Genomic DNA, 19,607 nt, shown 5'->3' with positions numbered 1-19,607 from the left:
CTTGAACCATGGTTCAACTTGCAGCGTGGGTCCATCGTCGTCGCCGGCTCCAAGGAGACCGCTCGTGTTGCTCCGGCTCTTGCGCAGGCAACTGCGCCCGTATTGGAAGCAGCTGCTGCTGCTCGTGCCGATGCAGGTGGTGTCGGGGCTCGGGATGCTCGCGCTGCCGCTGCTCAACGCCGACATCGTCGACGAGGGGCTGGTCAAGGGCGACACCGGCCGGATCGGAGAGATCGGCGGCGTGATGCTGGCGGCGGCGATCGTCCAGCTCGCCGGCACGGTGGGGGCGGTCCGGGTCGGCTCGCGGGTCGCGATGGCGGTCGGCCGGGACCTGCGGTCGGCTCTCTTCGGCCGCATCCAGGAGTTCTCCACCCGCGAGATGGGCCGGTTCGGCGCCCCCTCCCTCATCAACCGGACCACCAACGACGTCCAGCAGGTGCAGATGATGGTGCTCATGGCGCTCACCATGATGCTGAGCGCGCCGGTGGTGGCGGTCGGCGCGGCGGCACTGGCGCTGCGGTCGAGCCCGGCGCTCTCGGTCATCCTGCTGGTCGTCCTGCCGATCATGGTGCTGGCCTGCTGGGCGGCCATCGCCTGGATGCGGCCGCTGTTCCGGCGCCTCCAGGGCCATCTGGACGGCATCACCCGGATCATGCGCGAGCAGATCACCGGGATCAGGGTGGTGCGGTCGTTCGTCCGCGAGGAACCGGAGCGGCGCCGCTTCGAACGCACCAGCCGGGACGTGATGGCCGTCTCGCGCCGCCTCGGGTTCCTGATGACCTCGTTCTTCCCGATGGCGCTGCTGGTGGCCAACATGCTGAGCGTCGCGGTGCTGTGGTTCGGCGGCCGGATGGTCGACGGCGGCTCGCTGCAGGTGGGCGAGCTCACCGCCTTCATGAGCTATGTGCAGTCGATGCTGATGACGACCATGGTCGCCCTCTTCACGTTCCTGATGATGCCGCGCGCCGAGGTGTGCGCGGAGCGGATCGAGGAGGTGCTGGCCACCCGGACGAGTGTGCCGCCCGCCGTCGCGGGCGTCCGCACCACCTCGCTCACCGGCACCCTGGAGCTGCGCGGCGTGGCGTTCGGCTACCCCGGCGCCGCGAACGCGGTGCTGAGCGACATCGACCTGCTCGCCCGCCCGGGCGAGGTGATCGGGGTGACGGGCGGCACGGGAAGCGGCAAGACCACCCTGCTCCACTTGATCCCACGGCTGTTCGACGCCACGGAGGGGGCGGTCCTGGTGGACGGCGTGGACGTCCGTGACCTGGCCGCCGACCGGCTCAGCGAGATCGTCGGTTACGTGCCGCAGAAGTCGTATCTCTTCGGCGGCACCGTCGCCTCCAACCTGCGGTACGGACGGCCCGACGCGACCGACGGGGAACTGTGGCACGCGCTGGAGGTCGCCCAGGCGGCCGGCTTCGTCGCGAGCATGCCGGAAGGCCTGGAGTCGCCCATCTCCCAGGGCGGGACCAACGTGTCGGGCGGCCAGCGGCAACGACTCGCCATCGCGCGCACGCTGGTCCGCAGACCAGAGATCTATCTGTTCGACGACTCGTTCTCCGCGCTGGACGCGGCGACCGATGCCGCCCTGCGCGCCGCGCTCGCGCGGGAGACCAGCGAGGCGACCGTGCTCATCGTGGCGCAGCGCGTCGGCACGATCCGGAACGCCGACCGGATCGTGGTCCTGGAACAGGGCCGGATCGCCGGAACGGGCTCCCATGAGGAACTGGTGGCGGGCAACGCCGTCTACCGCGAGATCGTCGACTCCCAGCTCTCGGTGCGGGAGGCGGCCTGATGTCCACCACGCCGAAGCAGCCCACGCCGACGCAGCCCACGCCGAAGTCCACGCCCTCACAGGCCACCGGCTCCCGGATCCGGGTCGGGCCGGCGGCCTTCCTCGCCGGGCCCAACCTCGACCGGACCAGGGACCTGGTGGCGACGGCCCGCCGGCTGGCCGGGGTCACCCGGCCCGAGCTGCCGTTCCTGGTGGGCTCGGTCGTGCTGACGATCGCCAGCGTCGCCGCCTACCTGTTCGGGCCGCGTGTCCTCGGCCACGCCACCGACCTGGTGTTCACCAGCGTGCGCGCCCATCAGCCCCTCGACACCGGCGCGCTGGGCCGCACCCTGCTCGGGGCCGTCGTCCTGTTCGCCGGGGCCATCGGGCTGATGATCCTCCAGGCCTACCTGGTGACGATCTTCGTGCAGCGGACGATGTTCCGGCTGCGGCGACGCGTTCAGGCGAAGGTCTCGGCGCTCCCGCTGAGCCACTTCGACGGGCGGCCCACCGGCGACCTGCTCAGCCGGACGACCAACGACATCGACAACCTCGGGCAGTCGCTGCAGCAGACGCTCAGCATGATGCTCAACTCGCTGCTCCAGTTCGTCGCCGTCCTGATCATGATGTTCGTGATCTCGCCGCTGCTGGCGCTGGTGGCGATGACGACGCTGCCGTTCACCGTGCTGGCCACCAAGTGGCTGGCCAAGCGGTCCAAGCCCTGGTTCCTCGACCAGTGGGGCACCACGGGCAAGCTGAACGGGCACGTCGAGGAGATGTTCACCGGGCATGTGCTGGTCAAGTTGTTCGGTCACCAGGAGGAGTCCGCCCGGACCTTCGAGGAGTACAACCAGGGCCTGTACCGGTCGAGCGCCCGGGCGCAGTTCGTCTCCGGGCTCGGCAGGCCGGCGATGATGTTCCTCGGCAGCCTCAACTACCTGGTCGTGGCGGTGGTCGGCGCGCTGCGGGTCTCGGCGGGCGCGCTCACGCTCGGTGAGGTCCAGGCGTTCATCCAGTACTCCCAGCAACTCGGGCAGTCGGTGAACACGGCGGCGGGCATGCTCGGCCTGATCCAGTCCGGCCTGGCTTCGGCCGAGCGGGTCTTCGAGCTGCTCGACGCCGACGAGCAGCGGCCCGACCCGGCGGAGCCGCACCGGCTCGGCACGGTCCGCGGCAGGGTGGCGTTCGAGCACGTCCGCTTCGGCTACGACCCGGACAGCACGCTGATCGAGGACCTCTCGCTGACCGCCGAGCCCGGGCAGACGGTGGCGATCGTCGGGCCGACCGGCGCGGGCAAGACCACGCTGGTCAACCTGCTCATGCGGTTCTACGAGCTGTCCGGCGGCCGGATCACCCTCGACGGCATCGATCTGACCGAGCTGACCCGCGCGGACCTGCGTTCCCGGATCGGCATGGTGCTGCAGGACACCTGGCTGTTCGGCGGAACCATCGCCGACAACATCGCCTACGGGCGGGACGGTGCGACGCGGGACCAGATCATCGACGCGGCGCGTGCGACCCACGTCGACCACTTCGTGAGCACGCTGCCGGACGGGTACGACACCGTGCTCGACGACGAGGGCGAGAGCGTCAGCGCGGGTGAGCGGCAGCTCATCACCATCGCCCGCGCGTTCATCGCCGATCCCGCGATCCTGATCCTCGACGAGGCCACGAGCTCCGTGGACACCCGGACCGAACTGCTCATCCAACGCGCGATGAGCTCGTTGCGAGAGGGCCGCACCAGCTTCGTCATCGCCCATCGCCTTTCCACCATCCGCGACGCCGATCTGATCCTGGTGCTGGAATCCGGCCGGATCGTGGAAAAGGGAACGCACGAAGAGCTCGTCGCCTCCGGCGGCGCTTACACTCGTCTGTACAACAGCCAGTTTGCCGGCACGTTGACAGAGGCTTCCGATGACGGCGTCCTCAAGGTAGCCGATGGAGGTTAGCCATCACCGAGGTACCGCTACCCGCGCAGGCCAAGGAACTGACCATCGGAGAGTTGTCGCGGCGCAGTGGTGTGCCTAGCTCCACTCTCCGCTACTACGAACGCCAGAAGCTCATCTCCAGCACCCGGACGGTCGGCAACCAGCGGCGCTACACCCGCGACACCCTCCGCCGCGTGGCGTTCATCCGCGCGTCCCAGCAGGTGGGCGCGCCGCTGGAGAAGATCCGCTTCTATCTCTCGCTGCTCCCCGCAGGCCGTACTCCCACCCAGGAGGACTGGGCGCGGGCGTCGTTCTGCTACCACCAGGAATTGCAGAAGCAGATCGACTATCTGGAACGGCTGCGCGACCGGCTGGCGAGCTGTTTCGGCTGCGGCTGCCTGTCGGTCGACGCGTGCGCGCTTCTCAATCCCGGAGATCGGCTTGCGGAGGAGGGGCCGGGGGCCGTCCGGATGCGCGAGCCCTGACCTCGTAAGAAGACCCGCTCCGAGCCGTTCGATCGCCAGATCGGACGGCTCGAACGTCATGTGCGCCGCCCGCTAAGTCATTCCGTCATTCCGTCATGCGCTCGTGCCGTCATGCCCCCATTCCCTTTTGCGGCATGCACTTCGTCATGCCGTCCGATCGACAGGAAGAGTGCCACATGCGAGTCCTGTTCGTTGCCCCGTCGTCGCACGCCCACATCAACCCGATGATCCCGCTCGCCGGCGCGTTCCAGGCCGCGGGACACGAGGTGCGGCTGGCCACCCACCCCGAGATGACCGAGATCGTCAGCCGGCTCGGGGTGCCGGCGGTGCCCGCCGGCGAACGGGACTTCCCCAAGGCCAATGCCGTCGGCAGCGACGATCTCTACCATCGCATCCTCGACCTCATCGAACCCGACGTCGCCCAGGGGGCGGCCGACGGGAGCGGGCGGCCGCCCTCCAACCTCGTCATCCGGGCGCTCGACCGCTACTCCAACATCGATCCGCCCGGCGCGCAGGGCAACCTGATGACCGACGACCTGGTGGAGTTCTCCCGGAGCTGGAAGCCGGACCTGATTCTCTGGGACTCGATCTCCTTCCCGGCGGCGATCGCCGCGCGCGCCACCGGCGCGGCGCACGCCCGGGTGCTCTGGTCGATCGACGACGTGGCCTGGACCCGCCGCAAGGTGCTCGACCGGCTGCGCGGCACGGCGAAGCCCGACCCGATGGCCGAGGTCATGGCGCCGATGCTGGACCGCTTCGGGCTGGAGTTCAGCGAGGACCTTCTGCTCGGCCAGTGGACGATCGACCAGTACCCGGCGCCGCGGCTGCGGTTGCAGACCGACCAGCGCTACGTCCACACCCGCCTGGTGGCCTTCAACGGCTCGGCGGTCGTCCCCGACTGGGTGCACACCGATCCCGGGCGCCCGCGGGTCGCGGTGTCGCTGGGTGCCGGGATCCGCAGCTTCTTCCCCGACGGAACCAGCAAGGTGGGGATCGAGGAGCTCTTCGAGATCTCCGCCGACCTCGGGGTCGAGCTGGTGGCCACGCTGAACGCCAAGCAGCTGAAGGCGGTGCGGTCGGTGCCGGACAACGTCCGGGTCGTCGACTACCTCCCGCTCAACGTGCTGCTGCCGACCTGCGCGGCGCTCATCCACCACGGCGGCAGCGGGACGTTCGCCACCGCGGTGCACAACCGGTTGCCCCATCTGGTGTGGACGGAGCGCGGCCCGTACTACGACGACATCGCCAGGGCCGTCCGCCTGAGCGGCGCGGGGCTGGTCATCGACGACGCCGCGTTCGAGCGGGACATGGTGAAGAGCCAGTTCGCCCAGGTGCTGAACGACCCCGTGTTCACGCCGGGCGTCGACGAGCTCTACCGGGACCTGATGGCGATGCCGAGCCCGGCGGAGACCGTTCCGCTGCTGCAGAACCTCGCCGCGGAGCACCGGTGACGCGCGGGGACAGGTGAGCCGGATGGAGATCGTGGGCAAGGGTTTCCTCGCTCGGCATCTGCGGGCGATCGCGCACCGGCACGCCGACGTGGTCGCGCTGGCCGCGGGCGTGTCCTGGGCGGCCGACACCTCCGACACCGCGTTCGGCAGGGAGACCGCGCTGGTGAGGGACACGGCCGCCCGGTGCCGGGAGACCGGCCGCACACTGCTGTTCTTCTCCACGTCGTCGGCGGCGGTCTACGGCGCGGACCGCCCCGGGCGGGAGAGCGACCCGGCCGTTCCGCACACTCCGTACGGCGACCACAAGCTGGCGCTGGAACGGCTGCTGCGTGAATCGGGCACCGCCCATCTGGTGCTCCGGCTCTCCCACGTGGTGGGGCCGGGGCAGCCGCCGCATCAGCTACTGCCCAGCCTGACACGGCTGGTTCGCGCCGGTGGCCCCGTCCGGGTGCAGCGCCACGCCACCCGCGACCTGATCGGGGTGCGCGACGCGGTCACGCTCATCGACGCGCTGCTCTCCCGCGGTGAACGCGGCGGGACGGTCAACCTGGCCTCCGGCCACGCCGTTCCGGTCGGGGACATCGTCGACCACCTCGAACGGCGGATCGGGGTCGCCGCGCGCCGCGAGTACATCGCCGGCGGGGCGGCCCACCTGGTCAGCGTCGAGCGGCTGCGCGCGCTGCTGCCCGGCCAGGTGGCGGCCCTCGGCTTCGACGCCGGCTACCACCGCAGGGTGATCGACTCCTTCCTGGCGGAGAGGCAGCCCGCATGAGGCCGCTGCGCATCGGGCTCATGGGCTGTGCGGACATCGCCCGGCGCCGCGTGCTGCCTGCGATCGCGGCCGCGCCCGACGCCGAGCTGGTCGCGGTCGCCGGCCGGGACGCCGCCCGGGCCGCCGACACGGCGCGGCGGTTCGGCGGCCGCCCCGTCCACGGGTACGAGGCGCTGCTGGAACTGGCCGACGTCGAGGCGATTTATGTCCCGCTGCCGCCGGCGCTGCACGCGCGGTGGGTCGAGGCCGCGCTGCGGGCCGGCCGGCCCGTGCTGGCGGAGAAACCGCTGACCACCAGTGCGGCCGAGACCGGGCGGCTGCTCGCGCTGGCCGCCGAACGGGGCCTGGTCCTGATGGAGAACGTGATGTTCGTCCATCACGGGCAGCACGCCGTGGTCCAGAAGCTGGTGGCGGAGGGACGGATCGGTGAGCCGCGCTCGTTCCACGCGGCTTTCGCGATTCCGCGGCGGCCCGACGGTGACATCCGCCACCGGGCGGACCTCGGCGGCGGCGCGCTGTGGGACACGGGCCTGTATCCGGTCCGCGCCGCCCTGCATCTCCTCGGGCCGGACCTGACGGTCGCGGGTGCCACCGCGGAACGCGGGCCCGGCCGGGAGGTGGACACCTGGGGCACGGCGCTGCTGCGCTCGTCGGGGGGCGTCGCCGCACATCTCACCTTCGGGCTCGACAACGCCTACACCTCGGGGTACGCGCTGTGGGGCAGCGAGGGGAAGATCATCGTGGACCGGGCCTTCACCCCGCCCGCCGACCATCGCCCGGCGCTGCTGCTGGAGCGCCCGTCCGGTACCGAAGAGCTGGTCCTCGAACCGGACGACCAGGTCGCGCGCACCGTGGCCGCCTTCGTCGCCGCCGTCCGGAACGGATCGCTCGCCCCGGGCGCGGCCGACTGCCTGCGGCAGGCCGAGCTGCTGGACGACATCCGTACGACCAGGGGAGTCTCATGTCCGCGATAGATCGCCGCGTAGTGGTCACCGGGATCGGGGTGATCTCCAGCATCGGCGTGGGGCCGAAGGAGTTCGCCGCCGGACTGCGGGAGGGACGCAGCGGCGCCGCACCGATCACCGCCTTCGACACGACCGGGTTCGAGCACGTCAACGCCTGCGAGGTGACGGACTTCGAGCCCGCGGAGTGGCTGCGCCGTACCCCGGCGGACGGACCCGGCAGGGCCGCCCGGTTCGCTGCCACCGCCGCCCGCATGGCGGTGACCGACGCGGGGCTGGACGAGGACGCCCTGCGGGACCGGCGCGGTCTGATCTCCATCGGCACCACCGACGGCGGCTCCCGCGAGATCGACGAGCTCACCGAGGCCGAGGTCGCGGCGGGCCCCGAGGCGTGGGACCCAGAGATCGTCGGGAGCATCCCGGCGGCCCGGCTGGCGGCGGCGGTGGCCCTGGAACTGGACCTGCCCGACGCGGACGCGACGACCTTCGCCACGGCCTGCTCGGCGGGGAACTACGCGCTCGGCAACGGGCTGGACGCCATCCGGCTCGGCGAGACCGACTACGCGTTGTGCGGAGGCGCCGACGCCGTCTGCCGCAAGACCTTCACCGCGTTCTATCGGCTCGGCACCATCAGCCCGGACGTCTGCCGCCCGTTCGACCGGAACCGGCAGGGCATCCTCACCGGCGAGGGGGCGGCGGTGCTCCTGCTGGAGAGCCTCGAGTCCGCCCAGGCCCGCGGCGCCCGGATCTACGCGGAGGTGCTGGGGTACGGGCTGAACTGCGACGCCTTCCATCCGGTGGCGCCGGACCAGGAAAGCATCGCCCGCTGCATGCGCGCCGCGCTCGCCGACGCGGGCGTCCGCGCCGCGGACGTGGATCTCATCTCCGCGCACGGCACCGGCACCAAGGCCAACGACGTCACCGAGTGCCGGGCGATCAACGACGTGTTCGAGCGCCGGCCGCCGCGGACCGTCTCCCTGAAGTCCATGCTCGGACACACCATGGGCGCGGCGAGCGCGATCGCCGCGGCGGCCTGCTGCCTGGCCATCACGGGCGGTTTCATCCCGCCCACCATCCATCACGAGGAGACCGATCCGGACTGCGAGATCGACTGCGTGCCCAACCGGTCGGCCCCCGCGGACCTGCGGGTCGTCCAGAGCAACGGGCTCGCCTTCGGCGGCAACAACGCCGTGGTGATCTTCGGCGCCCACGGAGGGAGGGCCGCATGACGGGAACTTCGCCCCGGAAGATCGTGACGCCGGTGATCACGGCGTGGACGGCGCTGTCGGCGTTCGGCGCCGGCCGCGACGCGTTCGCCGCGGGCGTGGCCGGCCGGCGCACGGCCGTCACCGCCATCGACCGTGCCATGTGGGGGACCCCCGACGAACGGGCGGGGCTGGTGCCCGGCTTCGAGACGCGCGGGGTGCTCGGCAAGAAGGGCACCCGCGGCATGAACCGGGTTTCCGGCCTGGCCGTCGCGACCGTGCGCAGCCTGCAGGAGGAGGTCGCGGCCGACGCCGCGACCGGGCTGGTCCTCGGCACCACGACGGGCAGCGCGCAGACGATGATGGAGACCATCCGGACCGCGCTGCAGGCCGCGCTGCCCTACCACACCGACCCCGCCACCACGCCCTACGGTGTGATGAACGGCGCCGCCGGGCAGTGCGCCATCTGGCAGGGCCTCAAGGGACCCAACGCCACGATCGCCGCGGGACGGCCGACCGGACTGTCGGCCATGAGCTACGCGCGTCGGCTGCTGCTCACCGGCCGGGCCCGCACCGTGCTGTTCGGCGCGGCCGAGGAGTACAGCCGCGCCCGCTCGTGGCTGGAGTTCCACGCCGGAGACGCCGGACCGCTCGGTGAGGGCTGCGCCATTTTCGCGCTCACCGATGGCTCTGCGGGCGATGTCCCGGTCCTCGCCGAGATCGCGGCGACGGAGTTCGGCGTGTGCGTGGACGGCGATTGGAAGGCGGCCGTGGCGCGGGTGACGCGGCGGGCCCTGGCCGCGGCCGGGCCGGCCGCCGCGGACGTCTGGGCGGCCTGCGCCTCCGGAGCGGCCGGATCCACGGGGACCGCCGAGTCGGCCGCCCTCGACGCGGAGGTGGACGCCGAGGTCACCCTGCCCGCGCTGACCGGGCTTCTCGGCGAGACCCACGCGGTCTCGGCGGCGTTCCAGCTCGCCGCCGTGCTCGCCCTGGCCGGACGGACGCCCGCCGCGGCCCGCCGCGCCGCCGTGCTCACCTCGGTCGACCCCGCGAGCGGAACGGTCGCGGCCGCGATCCTGCGGCTCGGCGGCACCCAGTGAGAGGAGAGGCAGGTGGCTGAAGACCAAGCCCCGCCGGCGACCGGGCCGGCGGAGGAGCTGGCGGGCCTGAAGCGGCTGGCCTTCGACGGCCCGAGCGAACAAGCGACGGCCGCGCAGCTCGCGAAGGGCAAGAGGACCGTCCGGCAACGGATCGACCTGCTCCTCGACCCCGGCTCGTTCCAGGAGGTGGAGCCGCTGCGGCGGCACCGGGCCGCCGGGTTCGGCCTGGAGGACCGGCGCCCGTACACCGACGGCGTCGTCACCGGCTGGGGCACCGTGGAGGGCCGGACCGTCTTCGTCTACGCCCACGACTTCCGCATCTTCGGCGGGGCCCTGGGCGAGGCGCACGCGCAGAAGATCCACAAGATCATGGACATGGCGGTGGCGGCGGGCGCTCCGCTGGTCTCGCTGAACGACGGCGCCGGCGCCCGCATCCAGGAGGGCGTCACGGCCCTGGCCGGCTACGGGGGGATCTTCCGCCGCAACTCCCGGGCCTCGGGGGTGATCCCGCAGATCAGCGTGATGCTCGGCCCCTGCGCGGGCGGCGCGGCCTACTCCCCGGCGCTGACCGACTTCGTGTTCATGGTGCGCGACACGGCACAGATGTTCATCACCGGTCCGGACGTGGTCCGCGCCGTGACGGGCGAGGAGATCGACCACAACGGCCTCGGCGGCGCGGACGTGCACGCGGGGACGTCAGGGGTGTGCCACTTCGCGTTCGACGACGAGGAGACCTGCCTGGAGCAGGTGCGGCAGCTGATCGCGATCCTGCCCGCCAACAACCGGGAGGCGCCGCCGCGGTCCGACTGCGACGACCCGGCCGGCCGGAGGTGCGACGCGCTCGCCGACCTCGTCCCGGTGCACGGCAGCCTGCCGTACGACATGCGTCGCGTCATCGAGGAGATCGTCGACTACGGCGAGCACATCGAGGTGCACGAGAGCTGGGCCGGCAACGTCATCTGCACGCTGGCCGGTCTCGGCGGGCACATCGTCGGGATCGTGGCCAACCAGCCCCTGTCGATGGCGGGGGTCCTGGACATCAAGGCCTCGGAGAAGGCGGCGCGGTTCGTCCGGTTCTGCGACGCGTTCAACATCCCGATCGTCACGCTCGTGGACGTGCCGGGCTTCCTGCCGGGCGTCGGACAGGAGCACGACGGGATCATCCGGCACGGCGCGAAGCTGCTCTACGCCTACTGCAACGCCACGGTCCCGCGAATCTCGCTCGTCCTCCGCAAGGCGTACGGCGGCGCCTACATCGTGATGGACTCGCGGTCCATCGGCGCCGACCTCGGCTACGCCTGGCCCACCAACGAGATCGCGGTGATGGGCGCCGAGGGCGCCGCGAACGTCATCTTCCGCCGCGAGATCGCCGCCGCCGACGACCCGGACGAGACGCGCGCCCGGCTGGTCAAGGAGTACAAGGCCAAACTCATGCATCCCTACTACGCCGCCGAGCGCGGGCTGGTCGACGACGTGATCGACCCGGCGGACACCCGGGCGGTGCTGATCCGCTCGGTCGAGATGCTCCAGAGCAAGCACGCCGACCTGCCTGCCCGCAAGCACGGCAACCCACCGCAGTGACCTCTGCCCATGGCTCACTTCCCCGCATCACAAGGAACCCGACCAGGAGGTAACCCATGACCGCACTCACCGATGCCACGCGCGCGAAGGTCAAGGAGATCGTGTGCGACATCCTCGAACTGGAGACCGAAGAGGTGACCGAGACGAGCCTGTTCGTCGAGGAGCACGGCGCCGACTCGATGCGGGCGATCGAGATCCTCGCCTCCCTGGAGATCAACTTCGGGGTGGTCATCGACCAGTCCGAGCTGGAGCGCATGGTCAATCTGGCCGGCGTGTACGAGGTCCTCGGCGACCGCCTGGCGGGTACGGCCGCCTAGGCCGTCCGTATGTCGCAGACGAGGGGCGCCGCGGATGACCGCGGCGCCCCTCGCCGCGCTCACCCACATCACGCTCACCCTCGCCACCCTCACCCCCACCACGTTTCGTCCCACGTTCGCCCACACACGACCGAAGGAGTCCGTTCATGCCGAACGACAGTTCAGGCGTCGTCCTGGTGAGCGGTGGATCGCGGGGCATCGGCCGCGCCACGGTGCTGCGGTTCGCCCGGGAGGGACGCCGTATCGCCTTCTGCTTCCGTTCCGAAGAGGCGGCCGCGCGCGGCCTGGAGAAGGAGGCGGCCGAGGCGGGCGGCGAGGCCGTCGCCACCGCGGTCGACGTGACCGACGCGGCGGCCGTGCGGGAATGGGTCGCCGGTACCGAGGAGCGGCAGGGACCGGTCGAGGTCGTCGTGACGTCCGCCGGGATCGTCCGCGACGGGCCGCTGGTCCGGATGCCCGACGACGACTGGCGGCAGGTCATCGACACCAATCTGAGCGGAACCTACAACGTTTGCCGCGCCGCCGTGTTCCCGATGATGAAACGCAAGGCCGGGTGCCTGGTCAACATCTCCTCGGTCTCCGGCGTGCTCGGAAACCCCACGCAGACCAACTACTCGGCGGCCAAGGCCGGGATCATCGGGTTCAGCCGCGCCCTGGCCAAGGAGGTCGGGCGCTACGGCGTGCGCGTCAATGTGGTCGCGCCCGGCCTCATCGAGACCGACATGACCGCGGCGCTGGCCGGCAAACGCCGGGACAGCGTGCTCGGCGCGATCCCGCTGAGGCGCTTCGGCGATCCGGAGGAGGTCGCCGAAGCCGTCGGCTATCTGGCGGGGGCGCGCTACGTCACGGGAGCGGTGCTCCAGGTCGACGGCGGAATCGTGCTCTGATGGCGCGTTCGTTGACGACGCGTTCGGTGACGGCGCGGGAGACGGCCGCGGAGACCCGCGGTTCGTGGGGACTGCTGGCGGTGCTGTCGGGGACGATGCTTCTCGACGCCCTGGAGGTGTCGACGGCGATCGTCGCCCTCCCCGCGCTGGCCGCCGACCTCGGGATCGGCGCGGCAGGGGCGACGTGGGTGGTCGGGGCGTTCGCGCTCGGTTTCGGCGGCCTGCTGATCGTGCTCCGGAACCTCGCCGCCAGATGGGGCGAGCGGCAGGCATATCTGGCCGCGCTGGCGCTGTTCGCCGCCGCCTCGGTGGTGTGCGCGCTGGCAGACGCCCCCGCGATCCTCGTCGCGGCCCGCTTGGTCAAGGGTGCTTGCGCGGCGCTCACCGCGCCGACCGGGCTGGCGTTCATCGCCCGGTACTTCCCGGAGGGACCGCCGCGCCATCGGGCGATCTCGGTCTACACGTTCCTCGGAGCCTGGGGCTTCACCCTGGGGCTGATCATCTCCGGCCTCCTGACAGCCGCGGACTGGCGCTGGACGTTCCTGCTCCCGGCGCCGGTGGCGCTGGTGCTGCTGGTGTCCGGGCTCCGCCTCCTCCCCGCGACGCCCGGCGGCCCGCCCCCGCGGCTCCAGATCGGTGCCCTGCTCGTCCATGCGCCGCTGGTGCGTTCGGCGCTGGGCGCGGCCACGTTGAACGGCACGGTCTGGGGGCTGCTCGTCGAGTGGACGTTCCGGTTGCAGGACGAACTCGGCTGGACGTCGTTGCAGGCAGGGATCGCGCTGGTGCCGGCCAGCCTGCCCGCCGCCCTTGTCAGCCCCGTCGCGGGACGGCTGGTCCGGCGCTTCGGAACGGCCCGGCAGATCACCGCCGGGGCGGCCCTGGTGCCGCTCGGCTGCCTGCTGGCCTGGTCGGCCGCGCACGAACGGACCGGCTCCCCGGCGGCCTACGCGGTCGACGTGCTGCCCTGGCTGCTCCTGGTCGGGACGGGTTTCGCGATGTGCTTCTCCAGCCTGCACATCCAGGCGCTGAGCGGGCTCGAACCCGCCCGGCACGGCGCGGCCTCGGCCGCCTACCAGACCATGGTGCAGCTCGGCGGGGTCCTGGTCCTGGCGCTGGTCTCGGTCACGGCGAACCCGGTGGCCCTCACCCTCGTCGGGCTCCTCGGATTCCTCATCGCGCTCACCGGAGTGATCCCCGTGAGGAGGACCGTGTGAAAGGCGAGGTGTGGGTTTTCTCAGGGCACGGCTCGCAATGGCCCGGCATGGGACGCGACCTACTGGGCGAGCCGGCGTTCGCCGCAGTGGTGAGCGCCCTCGAACCCGTCTTCCTCCAGGAGATCGGCTTCTCCCCGCGGGAGGTGCTGCTCACCGGTGAGGTGGACGGCGTCGACCGCGTCCAGACGATGATCTTCGTGATGCAGGTCGGCCTGGTCGGGCTGCTCCGGGACCGCGGCATCGAGCCCGGCGCCGTCATCGGGCATTCGGTGGGGGAGATCGCCGCCGCGGTCGCCGCCGGGGCACTGTCGCTGGCCGACGGCGCCCGGCTCATCTGCCGGCGGTCGGTGTTGCTACGCCGGGTCGCGGGCCACGGCGCGATGGTCATGACGACGCTGCCGTTCGACGAGGCCGCACGGCGGCTCGCGGACCGTTCGGACGTGGTCGCCGCGATCGCCGCCGCACCCGCCGCCAGCGTCGTGGCGGGCACACCCGACGCACTGGAGGATCTCGTCGCGCGCTGGCGGGACGAGGGCGTCGGGATCTTCCGGGTGGCCTCCGACGTCGCCTTCCACAGCCCGCACATGGACCCGCTGGTGGACGATCTCCGCGCGGCCGGCGCGGATCTGACGCCCCGCCCGTACGCGGTGCCCGTCTACTCCACGGCGCTGCCCGACCCACGGACGGTGCCCGGGGCGGACGGCGCCTACTGGGCGGCCAACCTGCGGAACCCCGTCCGGCTGGTGGCCGCGGTGACGGCCGCGGCCGAGGACGGCCACCGCGCCTTCCTGGAGATCTCCCCGCACCCGGTCGTCACCCATTCGATCTCGCGGACCCTCGCCGAGATGGGCGTCGACGCCCCCTTCGTCAGCGGGACACTCCGCCGCAACAAGCCCGAACTGCCCGCGCTGGAGGCGGTCCTTGAGCGCGTCGCGGCGCGCGCCGCCGGGCAGCCCATCTGACTCGCCCGTCCGACTCGCCCATCCGACCGTCGGCCCATGCCGACCGGGAGTGCCGATGAACCCTGACCACCGTCCGCTCCACTATCTGGTCTCGACGGCGGGGATACCCAATCTCGGCGACGAGCTCATCGCCGCCACCTGGCTGAAACACCTGGCCGAGCGGCATCCTGAGGCCGACGTCGTGCTCGACTGCATCGACCCGGCCGCGTCGCTCGCCCCGCTGGCGGGTCTCCACCCCCGCCTGCGCCTGACCTCCACCCTCTGGCAGATCTGCTTCCGGAACTGGGAGGCGGGCGCCCGCACCCGCGAGATCGCGCGCGAGGTCATCGCCGATCCGTCCCTGGCGGGCGACCTCGCCGCGGGCGTCGAGCTGCTGCGGCGGGCCGATGTCGTCCACCTGACCGGCGGCGGATTCCTGAACGGGATCTGGCCCGCATTCGCCGGGCTCCTGTCCGGCATCACCGCGGCGACCGGGATCTCCGGCGGGACCGCAGCCGCGACCGGACTCGGGTTGTCCCCCGCCATCGGCGGCACCGGGGAGATCATGCCCGAGCTGACCGCGGGATTCGACGTGCTGGATGTCCGCGACGAGCCGTCGTCCCGGCTCCTCGGCCGGCCAGGGGCGCGTTCCTGTGACGACGTCTTCCTCCTCCCGGACGCCTGGCTCGCCGAACCCGGCGCGGACCTGCCGGAGGTCATGGTCTCCATCCAGTCCACCCAGCCGCCCGTCACCTTGTTCCCGCCGCCGTCCGCCCGGACGCCGGGGACCGCGCGCGGCGCGGCGGAACCGGACGAACGCGAGCTGCGGGTCAGGGAAGCGCGGTCCGAACAGGGGATGCGCATGCTCATCGATTTCGCGGCCAAGACGCTCGCCGCGTGGGGCGCCGACGAGGTCGGCCTGATCGAGTGCTGGCCCGACGCGGACCGGCGGGCCTGGGAGATGGCCGACGATCTGGCGCCGAGCGTCCGTCGCTACCCGCTGCGCGACGTGCTGCACGAGGGGTTCCCCGCCGTCCCCGGGCAGACGTGGCTGTCCACCCGGTTCCATCCCCATCTCTTCGCCGCCGCCGCGGGTGCCTCGGGCGTCGCCGTGAACCTGATGAAGGGCTACTACGACACCAAACACGGCTCCCTGATCGAGCAGGGATCGGGGTGGTCCCTCGCCCACTACCGTCCGTTCGACCGGCGGCAGGAGATCCCGGACCGGCCGCGGTCGGGCGGCTACCCGCCCGGAGTGCTGGCGGAGCTCCAGGGACGCAAACGGTCGGTCGCCGAGTCCATCTACGGCGCTTCCCGCGGGGGACGGCCATGACCGTCGCTCCCAAGGCGCTGGTGAGCGCGTACATCGCCGTCTGGAACCTGCCCGACGAGGAACGGCCGGGCGCCATGGCGGACGTGTTCACCGCGGACGTCCTCTATGTCGATCCGCTCGTCGCGACCCGCGGGCTCGCCGAGCTGTCGGACTACATCGGCACCACCAGACGTCACTTCGCCGGGAGCCGGTTCGTGCCCCGGGACCCCGTCAACGGCCACCACGACCAGATCCTCTTCGGCTGGGAGTGCGGGCCGCCGGACGCCGAATCGATCGTCGCCGGGCTCGACGTCGCGCTCCTCGACGGAGAGCGGATCAAGGCGATCCATGGGTTCTTCCACTGATGCAGGAGGGCGTGATGAAGGAGAAGGAGAAGGACCGGAAGGTTCGCAACGGACGGTTCAGCGTCAAGAACGACCAGGACGTGGTGGTGTTCCTGGTCGGCATCCGCGTCAACAAGCTGCGAGCCGTACGCAAGTGGGGCCCTGTGATCAGGGCGCTGCGGCCGATGCTGCGGCAGGCCGAGGCCGACACGGAGAGCGGCCTGCTCGGCTACCGCGTGCTGCGCGTCGGCAGGCGCGAGACCGTGGCGCTGCAGTACTGGCGCACCTTTGACGACCTGATGGCGTTCGCCGACGGCGCGACCCACCGCCGCGCCTGGCGGGACTTCTACGCGCTCGCGACGGACGGCGCCGCGGTCGGGCTCTGGCACGAGACCTATGTGGTCCCCGCCGGCCGCTACGAGGCGATCTACGGCATCGTTCCGCCGCTCGGCCTGGCGTCCTTCCGCACCCTGTTGCCGGTGGGCCGCCGCAACGACGGCGCCCGCACGCGGCTCGGCGCGGCCACGACCCCGGAAAGGACAGCATGAAGGCTCTCATCCTCGCGGGTGGCACCGGTTCCCGGCTGCGCCCGTTCACCTACAACATGCCCAAGCAGCTCGTTCCCGTCGCCAACAAGCCGGTGCTCTTCCATGGCCTGGAGACCCTGCGGGAGGCGGGGGTCACCGAGGTCGGGCTCATCATCAACGCCGATGACCGGGCCGTCCGCGCGGCGGTCGGTGACGGGTCGGCGTTCGGCCTCACCATCACCTGCATCCCGCAGGACGAGCCCCGGGGACTGGCCCACTGCGTGCTGATCGCCCAGGACTTCCTCGCCGACGACGATTTCCTGATGTATCTGGGTGACAACATCTTCGGTGACGGCCTGGCCGTACCGGCGGCGCAGTTCCGCGACACCCGGCCCGCGGCCCAGCTCATCCTCGTGAAGGTCAGCGATCCGTCCGCGTACGGGGTGGCCGAGGTCGACGACTCCGGCCACGTCCTCGGACTCGAGGAGAAGCCGGAGCGCCCGCGGAGCAACCTCGCGGTGACCGGCGCCTACTTCTTCACCTCGCAGGTGCACGAGGCCGTCCGGGCCATCCGGCCGAGCTGGCGCAACGAGCTGGAGATCACCCATGCCGTGCAGCGGCTGGTGAGCGAGGGCCACGAGGTGCGGGCGCACATGTGCGCGGGGTTCTGGAAGGACACCGGCACCGTCCCGGAGCTGCTCGACTGCAACCGCGCGATGCTGGACGACGTCGAGCCCCGGATCTCCGGCTCGGTGGACGCGCTCACCCAGATCGGGGCGTCGGTGGTCATCGAGCCGGGGGCGAGCGTGACCGCCTCCCGCATCGACGGACCGACGATCATCGGCCGTGGCAGCACCGTCGTCGACAGCTACATCGGCCCCTACACCGCGATCGGCAGCGGCTGCTCGGTGCGGGACGCGGCGGTGGAGGACACGATCATGCTCGATCGGTCCTCGGTCCAGGGTGTGCGCGGCGTCAAGGGCTCGGTGATCGGCCAGCAGGCCGGCGTGCGCGGGCGGCGCCAGGAACTGCGGGCCCACCGGCTGATCGTCGGCGACGACAGCCGCGTCGAGGTGCCCGCATGAACCTCCTCGTCACCGGCGCCGCCGGCTTCATCGGCTCGGCCTACGTCCGGGATCTGCTGGACGGCCGCTACCCGGGGACGCGCGACGTCCGGGTGACGGCGCTGGACAAGCTGACCTACGCGGGCGATCTGCGGAACCTCCCCACCGGCGATCCGCGGCTCACGTTCGTCAAGGGCGACGTGTGCGACTTCGCGCTGCTGGCCGATCTGCTGCCGGGGCACGACGCGGTCGTTCACTTCGCCGCGGAGTCCCATGTCGATCGGTCCCTGGCGGACGCGGCGCCGTTCGTCATGACCAACGTCGCCGGCACCCACACGCTGCTGGAGGCCTGCCGCCACGTGGGCGTGGAGCGGGTCGTGCACGTCTCCACCGATGAGGTGTACGGCTCGATCGCGCACGGCTCGTGGACCGAGGCGTTCCCGCTGGCACCCAACTCCCCGTACTCCGCCTCCAAGGCCGCCGGGGACCTGTTCGCGCGGGCCTACTGGCGCTCCCACGACCTCTCGGTCTCCGTGACCCGATGCTGCAACAACTACGGGCCCCATCAGAACATCGAGAAGGTCATCCCGCTGTTCGTCACCAGACTGATCGACGGCCTCGACGTCCCGCTCTACGGTGACGGCCGCAATGTGCGCGATTGGCTGCACGTGACCGACCACTGTCGCGCGGTCCACCTGGTCCTGACCGCCGGGGCCGCGGGCGAGGTCTACAACATCGGCGGCGGAGCCGAGCTCACGAACCTCGAACTGACCGAACGGCTGCTGACGCTGTGCGGGGCCGGTCCGGAACGCGTGCGGCGGGTACCGGACCGGAAGGCCCACGACCGGCGGTACTCCCTGGACGACGGCAAGATCAGGGAGGAACTCGGGTTCGAGCCCACCGTGCCGTTCGACCAGGGATTGGCCGACGTGGTCACCTGGTATCGCGACAACCGCTGGTGGTGGCAGGAGAACAAGCTCACCCCCGCCACCTGATCGGCCGTCACGCCTGCTGCCGGACGCGCCCTCCGTCCCCGGCGTCGCGGATGTTGGGGCCTGGGCCGTCGATGTTCCAGGCGATCACCCGGCGGGCCCTGACCCGGATCACCTCGCGGCTGAAGCCCGGCAGGAGCTCCTCCTCCAGGGAGAACAGCTCGGCCGTGCCGCGGACTTCCAGACCGCGGCCGGTCTGTCCGCCGGGCCCGACGGGCTCGTCCGCCTCGTCGTCGAGCACGAAGGTCACCCTGGCGTCGGCCTGGATGTTGCGGTACTTCTGCGAGGCGCTCAGGTCGGGCCCGCCGATGTCGATGGTGTCGTCGCTGTTGAGCGTGTAAGCGACGGGCTTGACCTGTGGCGCCCCGTCGGGCCCGATGGTCGCCAGATGCCCGCGCCGGTGCTTGGCAAGGTATTCGCGCTCGCTCTTGGTGAAGGTCATGTCTCCAGCTTGATACCTCAACCAAGGTTCATGTCAACCGCATCCTGACCTCAAGGAGCCCCACATGGACATCCGTATCGAGAAGGGCGAGGTCACCGACGAGGAACTGGCCGCCGTGATCGCCGTACTGCTGCTCCGGGCCTGGCCGGCCGCGGCCGAAAGCGCCGTCGGCCACGGGCGGCGGCGCCGTGCGCGCTGGGGGCGGCCGGAGCACCGCGTCGGACGCTGTAGCCCACGGAGTTGGCAGGTGGCCGCCTCAGATTGATCTTACGAGTGCGAAGCGACCGAGAACGTGCCCGGCACCGG

The 19,607-nt window shown here is 71.5% G+C and carries 20 protein-coding genes; 19 read left to right on the top strand and 1 reads right to left on the bottom strand.

Features of this window, described 5'->3' with window-relative positions; all coding sequences use genetic code 11:
• Positions 1-64: 64 nt before the first annotated feature.
• The 18 genes from ABT299_RS06240 (at position 65) to rfbB (ending at position 18,862) form a co-directional block, all read left to right on the top strand.
• A complete protein-coding gene (locus tag ABT299_RS06240; RefSeq protein ID WP_500249986.1) occupies positions 65-1,798 on the top strand; it encodes an ABC transporter ATP-binding protein in 1,734 nt (577 codons plus the stop codon).
• A complete protein-coding gene (locus tag ABT299_RS06235; protein ID WP_500249985.1) occupies positions 1,798-3,726 on the top strand; it encodes an ABC transporter ATP-binding protein in 1,929 nt (642 codons plus the stop codon). Before ABT299_RS06240 ends, ABT299_RS06235 begins: the two co-directional genes overlap by 1 nt.
• Positions 3,727-3,728: 2 nt before the next feature.
• Positions 3,729-4,190 carry a redox-sensitive transcriptional activator SoxR gene (soxR, locus tag ABT299_RS06230; RefSeq protein WP_387028447.1) on the top strand — a complete coding sequence of 154 codons (462 nt, stop codon included), beginning with the start codon at positions 3,729-3,731 and terminating at the stop codon, positions 4,188-4,190.
• 176 nt (positions 4,191-4,366) lie between these two features.
• Positions 4,367-5,641: a nucleotide disphospho-sugar-binding domain-containing protein gene (locus ABT299_RS06225; protein WP_500249984.1), complete on the top strand. Its 1,275-nt coding sequence runs from the start codon at positions 4,367-4,369 to the stop codon at positions 5,639-5,641.
• Between the two features lie 22 nt (positions 5,642-5,663).
• Positions 5,664-6,413 carry an NAD-dependent epimerase/dehydratase family protein gene (locus ABT299_RS06220; RefSeq protein WP_500249983.1) on the top strand — a complete coding sequence of 250 codons (750 nt, stop codon included), beginning with the start codon at positions 5,664-5,666 and terminating at the stop codon, positions 6,411-6,413.
• A complete protein-coding gene (locus ABT299_RS06215; protein WP_190853644.1) occupies positions 6,410-7,387 on the top strand; it encodes a Gfo/Idh/MocA family protein in 978 nt (325 codons plus the stop codon). Before ABT299_RS06220 ends, ABT299_RS06215 begins: the two co-directional genes overlap by 4 nt.
• Positions 7,375-8,604 carry a beta-ketoacyl-[acyl-carrier-protein] synthase family protein gene (locus ABT299_RS06210; protein WP_387028233.1) on the top strand — a complete coding sequence of 410 codons (1,230 nt, stop codon included), beginning with the start codon at positions 7,375-7,377 and terminating at the stop codon, positions 8,602-8,604. The genes ABT299_RS06215 and ABT299_RS06210 overlap by 13 nt, the downstream gene beginning before the upstream one ends.
• Entirely contained in the window at positions 8,601-9,680 is a 1,080-nt protein-coding gene (locus ABT299_RS06205) for a beta-ketoacyl synthase N-terminal-like domain-containing protein (protein WP_500249982.1), read from the top strand. Before ABT299_RS06210 ends, ABT299_RS06205 begins: the two co-directional genes overlap by 4 nt.
• A gap of 12 nt (positions 9,681-9,692) precedes the next feature.
• On the top strand, positions 9,693-11,261 hold the full coding sequence (locus ABT299_RS06200) for an acyl-CoA carboxylase subunit beta (RefSeq protein ID WP_500249981.1): 1,569 nt from the start codon (positions 9,693-9,695) through the stop codon (positions 11,259-11,261).
• 56 nt (positions 11,262-11,317) lie between these two features.
• The gene (locus ABT299_RS06195; RefSeq protein WP_190853652.1) at positions 11,318-11,578 is read left to right on the top strand and encodes an acyl carrier protein; all 261 of its coding nucleotides are present in this window, start codon (positions 11,318-11,320) and stop codon (positions 11,576-11,578) included.
• 146 nt (positions 11,579-11,724) lie between these two features.
• The gene (fabG, locus tag ABT299_RS06190; RefSeq protein WP_190853654.1) at positions 11,725-12,465 is read left to right on the top strand and encodes a 3-oxoacyl-ACP reductase FabG; all 741 of its coding nucleotides are present in this window, start codon (positions 11,725-11,727) and stop codon (positions 12,463-12,465) included.
• Positions 12,465-13,679, top strand: a complete 1,215-nt coding sequence (locus tag ABT299_RS06185) for an MFS transporter (RefSeq protein ID WP_500249980.1) — start codon at positions 12,465-12,467, stop codon at positions 13,677-13,679. Before fabG ends, ABT299_RS06185 begins: the two co-directional genes overlap by 1 nt.
• Positions 13,676-14,641: an acyltransferase domain-containing protein gene (locus ABT299_RS06180; RefSeq protein ID WP_500249979.1), complete on the top strand. Its 966-nt coding sequence runs from the start codon at positions 13,676-13,678 to the stop codon at positions 14,639-14,641. Before ABT299_RS06185 ends, ABT299_RS06180 begins: the two co-directional genes overlap by 4 nt.
• Positions 14,642-14,696: 55 nt before the next feature.
• The gene (locus ABT299_RS06175; protein ID WP_500249978.1) at positions 14,697-15,953 is read left to right on the top strand and encodes a polysaccharide pyruvyl transferase family protein; all 1,257 of its coding nucleotides are present in this window, start codon (positions 14,697-14,699) and stop codon (positions 15,951-15,953) included.
• Positions 15,950-16,297 (top strand): nuclear transport factor 2 family protein, encoded by a 348-nt coding sequence (locus tag ABT299_RS06170; RefSeq protein ID WP_190853660.1) that lies wholly within the window; start codon positions 15,950-15,952, stop codon positions 16,295-16,297. The genes ABT299_RS06175 and ABT299_RS06170 overlap by 4 nt, the downstream gene beginning before the upstream one ends.
• Positions 16,298-16,311: 14 nt before the next feature.
• Complete coding sequence (locus ABT299_RS06165) at positions 16,312-16,824, top strand: DUF4188 domain-containing protein (RefSeq protein ID WP_500249977.1); 513 nt, start codon at positions 16,312-16,314, stop codon at positions 16,822-16,824.
• Positions 16,821-17,888 carry a glucose-1-phosphate thymidylyltransferase gene (locus tag ABT299_RS06160; protein WP_190853664.1) on the top strand — a complete coding sequence of 356 codons (1,068 nt, stop codon included), beginning with the start codon at positions 16,821-16,823 and terminating at the stop codon, positions 17,886-17,888. The genes ABT299_RS06165 and ABT299_RS06160 overlap by 4 nt, the downstream gene beginning before the upstream one ends.
• Positions 17,885-18,862 carry a dTDP-glucose 4,6-dehydratase gene (rfbB, locus tag ABT299_RS06155; RefSeq protein ID WP_500249976.1) on the top strand — a complete coding sequence of 326 codons (978 nt, stop codon included), beginning with the start codon at positions 17,885-17,887 and terminating at the stop codon, positions 18,860-18,862. The genes ABT299_RS06160 and rfbB overlap by 4 nt, the downstream gene beginning before the upstream one ends.
• A gap of 7 nt (positions 18,863-18,869) precedes the next feature.
• Here the strand turns inward: rfbB and ABT299_RS06150 are convergent, their stop codons facing one another.
• On the bottom strand, positions 18,870-19,301 hold the full coding sequence (locus tag ABT299_RS06150; RefSeq protein ID WP_190853668.1) for a PPOX class F420-dependent oxidoreductase: 432 nt from the start codon (positions 19,299-19,301) through the stop codon (positions 18,870-18,872).
• Between the two features lie 64 nt (positions 19,302-19,365).
• Between ABT299_RS06150 and ABT299_RS06145 the strand changes: the two genes are divergently transcribed.
• Entirely contained in the window at positions 19,366-19,566 is a 201-nt protein-coding gene (locus tag ABT299_RS06145; RefSeq protein WP_387028225.1) for an acyl-CoA carboxylase subunit epsilon, read from the top strand.
• Positions 19,567-19,607: the final 41 nt, after the last annotated feature.

It is taken from the genome of Spirillospora sp. NPDC000708 (genome assembly GCF_040299565.1).
Taxonomy (GTDB): domain Bacteria; phylum Actinomycetota; class Actinomycetes; order Streptosporangiales; family Streptosporangiaceae; genus Spirillospora.
Note: the sequence above shows the minus strand (reverse complement) of the source record. Positions and strands in the feature narration are given on the sequence as shown.

What these genes read in the sequence shown, in the direction of transcription:
- ABT299_RS06210 (WP_387028233.1), top strand. Translation starts at nt 7,375, where the DNA reads ATGTCCGCGATAGATCGCCGCGTAGTGGTCACCGGGATCGGGGTGATC.
- rfbB (WP_500249976.1), top strand. Translation starts at nt 17,885, where the DNA reads ATGAACCTCCTCGTCACCGGCGCCGCCGGCTTCATCGGCTCGGCCTAC.
- ABT299_RS06160 (WP_190853664.1), top strand. Translation starts at nt 16,821, where the DNA reads ATGAAGGCTCTCATCCTCGCGGGTGGCACCGGTTCCCGGCTGCGCCCG.
- ABT299_RS06175 (WP_500249978.1), top strand. Translation starts at nt 14,697, where the DNA reads ATGAACCCTGACCACCGTCCGCTCCACTATCTGGTCTCGACGGCGGGG.
- ABT299_RS06150 (WP_190853668.1), bottom strand. Translation starts at nt 19,301, where the DNA reads ATGACCTTCACCAAGAGCGAGCGCGAATACCTTGCCAAGCACCGGCGC.
- ABT299_RS06215 (WP_190853644.1), top strand. Translation starts at nt 6,410, where the DNA reads ATGAGGCCGCTGCGCATCGGGCTCATGGGCTGTGCGGACATCGCCCGG.
- ABT299_RS06195 (WP_190853652.1), top strand. Translation starts at nt 11,318, where the DNA reads ATGACCGCACTCACCGATGCCACGCGCGCGAAGGTCAAGGAGATCGTG.
- ABT299_RS06185 (WP_500249980.1), top strand. Translation starts at nt 12,465, where the DNA reads ATGGCGCGTTCGTTGACGACGCGTTCGGTGACGGCGCGGGAGACGGCC.
- ABT299_RS06170 (WP_190853660.1), top strand. Translation starts at nt 15,950, where the DNA reads ATGACCGTCGCTCCCAAGGCGCTGGTGAGCGCGTACATCGCCGTCTGG.
- ABT299_RS06145 (WP_387028225.1), top strand. Translation starts at nt 19,366, where the DNA reads ATGGACATCCGTATCGAGAAGGGCGAGGTCACCGACGAGGAACTGGCC.
- ABT299_RS06205 (WP_500249982.1), top strand. Translation starts at nt 8,601, where the DNA reads ATGACGGGAACTTCGCCCCGGAAGATCGTGACGCCGGTGATCACGGCG.
- ABT299_RS06220 (WP_500249983.1), top strand. Translation starts at nt 5,664, where the DNA reads ATGGAGATCGTGGGCAAGGGTTTCCTCGCTCGGCATCTGCGGGCGATC.
- ABT299_RS06235 (WP_500249985.1), top strand. Translation starts at nt 1,798, where the DNA reads ATGTCCACCACGCCGAAGCAGCCCACGCCGACGCAGCCCACGCCGAAG.
- ABT299_RS06165 (WP_500249977.1), top strand. Translation starts at nt 16,312, where the DNA reads ATGAAGGAGAAGGAGAAGGACCGGAAGGTTCGCAACGGACGGTTCAGC.
- fabG (WP_190853654.1), top strand. Translation starts at nt 11,725, where the DNA reads ATGCCGAACGACAGTTCAGGCGTCGTCCTGGTGAGCGGTGGATCGCGG.
- ABT299_RS06225 (WP_500249984.1), top strand. Translation starts at nt 4,367, where the DNA reads ATGCGAGTCCTGTTCGTTGCCCCGTCGTCGCACGCCCACATCAACCCG.